Source organism: Bartonella sp. AC70YNML, assembly GCF_042196545.1.
GTDB lineage: Bacteria > Pseudomonadota > Alphaproteobacteria > Rhizobiales > Rhizobiaceae > Bartonella.
Genome location: NZ_JBHIQK010000036.1, coordinates 1 through 2,331 on the forward strand (window position 1 = coordinate 1; position 2,331 = coordinate 2,331).

The following is a 2,331-nucleotide window of genomic DNA, read 5'->3' on the forward strand; positions in this document are numbered from 1 at the left end:
TTGAGTTTGATGGAAAAACTCTTCACCGTATTCGTGCTTTAAGGGATTTTGATGATGTCAAAAAAGGAGATCTTGGTGGCTTTATTGAAAAGGAATATAACTTAGGTCATAAAGGCAATTGCTGGGTCTATGATGATGCCAAGGTGCTTGAAAGCGCTACCATTTTTCATAATGCCAAGATATTTGATGGCGCCTGTATTAGTGGAAATGCTTCAGTTTATTCTGATGCACAAGTTTACAGTCGTGCTGTTGTTTTTGGTAATGCCAACGTTTCTGGTAGTGCACATGTTTTTGGTGATGCTGTTGTTCGCGACAAATCTCATGTTTACGGTGATGCAGAAGTTTACAATAGCGCACTCATTTATGGTGACGCGGCAGTTTTTGAGAATGCACTAATAAAGAATAGTGCCAATGTTTACGACAATGCTCGTGTATATGGGAACGCAATAATTTGTGGTCCTGCTCTCATTTATAACAATGCTAAAGTTTATGGTGATGTCATTATATCATGCTCCAATTTCACGTATGAGGATGATATTAATTATGGAAATGTTGAGATTTTTGGAGATGCAAAAGTTTATGATAGTGCTCGCATTTATGACGCAGTCAAGATCTTTAGAAATGCCGAAATTCGTGGATTAGCTAATATTCGCGGAAACACGAGAATTCCTCAAGACATAAAAATTTAACAACCAACCATTTTTAAACACAAGCGTGATTCACGCCACGGGGGAATTGCGCGCAAATCAAGGAAACAATAATGACAAATTCTACTTTTTTAAAAGAAATGGCAGGAAAATATGGATTTTCTGCTGAAGAATTTCGAACCACAATCATAAAAACTTGTATTGGATATAAAAATGCTAATGCCATCTCTGATGCAGAATTTGCCGTTTTTCTTTTTGTTGCCAATACTTATGGACTTAACCCTTTAACAAAAGAAATCTATGCTCTCCCTAAAAAAGGCGGCGGCATCATACCCGTTGTTTCTATCGACGGTTGGATAAAAATCATCAAATCAAATCCTGACTTTGATGGCATGACCTTTCAAGATCAACTCGATAAAGACGGGAATCTCATTGCTATCAAATGTGCTATTCGTCTCAAAGGCATTAAAGACCCTATCGAAGTCACCGAATATCTCAAAGAATGCGAACAAAAAAGTGACACTTGGCAAAAATACCCAGCCCGTATGTTGCGTCATAAAGCCACTATACAGTGTGCTCGCTATGCTTTCGGGCTTTCCGGTATTTATGAAGAAGATGAAGCAAAACGTATCAATGAAACAAACCATAACGTACAAACGAAGTTAGTTTCTTATGATGTGCTTATGCAAATCAAACAATTAATAAACATCACTCAAACAGAAGAAGAAAAAGTGCTTGATTATGCACAAGTCGACAGGCTTGAAGATCTTCCTGATGAAGTAGCACAAAGGATTTTGGATGTTTTGCAAAAGAGACAGCATGAAAAAGAACAATCTTTCCTACAACAAAAGCAAATAGAGGCGCCTATACAAGATGCCGAATATATTCACGTCCAAGATATCGAATATGGACCACAAGAACAAAGAACGGCGGTGTGAGATGGAACAAAGAACAGCAGAATGGTTCCAAGCACGCTTGGGTAAAGTCACCGCATCAAACATTTACAACATACTCAATAAAACTACAAAAGGATTGCCTACGAGCAAATATGAAGACTACAAAATCAAACTCATAACAGAACGCTTAACAAGAGAAACAAGCCCCTATTATGAAACTGAAGATATGAGATGGGGTATCGAACATGAAGAAGATGCCTTGAGAGAATATGGCTTCATTCATGATGCCGATATAACAAAATGCGGCTTTATCCAACACCCCACAATAGAAATGGCGGGGGCTAGTCCTGATGGTCTCATTGGAGAAGACGGTTTAATCGAAGTCAAATGCCCGAGATCAGTAACACATATGCGCTTTTGTATAGGTGACGAAATCAAACCAGAATATCACGCACAAATGCAATTCCAAATGGCTTGTACAGGACGAAAATGGTGTGATTTCGTAAGTTATGATCCACGTTTTACGGGAGAATTCTTTCACTTGCGCATGAAAGTCAAGCGTGTTCTCCGTGATGATCAACAAATTGAACAGATCAATCAAGCTGTCCAAGCCTTTTTAGCAGAGATAGAACGAGAGATAAAACAACTCTCTACAAAAGCTGCTTAACCTTATGGGGGTGTTGTCTAACGCACATCTACGAGCACCCCCACCCTTCCTAACACTTTCAAGTAATGCGTGATTCACGAAATGGGTGAATTGCGTCTCAATGTAGGAGAAAAGATATGGC

At 38.9% G+C, this 2,331-nt stretch carries 3 protein-coding genes; all 3 read left to right on the forward strand.

Translation table 11 applies throughout. The features are described 5' to 3' along the window. The coding region (locus ACFIMU_RS08570) for a hypothetical protein (protein WP_375697028.1) at positions 1–689 on the forward strand (689 nt) is incomplete at its 5' end. A 71-nt stretch (positions 690–760) separates the two neighbouring features. After that, the gene (gene bet, locus ACFIMU_RS08575; RefSeq protein WP_375695555.1) at positions 761–1,585 is read left to right on the forward strand and encodes a phage recombination protein Bet; all 825 of its coding nucleotides are present in this window, start codon (positions 761–763) and stop codon (positions 1,583–1,585) included. 1 nt (position 1,586) lies between these two features. Then, a complete protein-coding gene (locus tag ACFIMU_RS08580; protein WP_375614774.1) occupies positions 1,587–2,210 on the forward strand; it encodes a lambda exonuclease family protein in 624 nt (207 codons plus the stop codon). The last annotated feature ends 121 nt before the right edge of the window (positions 2,211–2,331 follow it).

What these genes read in the sequence shown, in the direction of transcription:
- bet (WP_375695555.1), top strand. Translation starts at nt 761, where the DNA reads ATGACAAATTCTACTTTTTTAAAAGAAATGGCAGGAAAATATGGATTT.
- ACFIMU_RS08580 (WP_375614774.1), top strand. Translation starts at nt 1,587, where the DNA reads ATGGAACAAAGAACAGCAGAATGGTTCCAAGCACGCTTGGGTAAAGTC.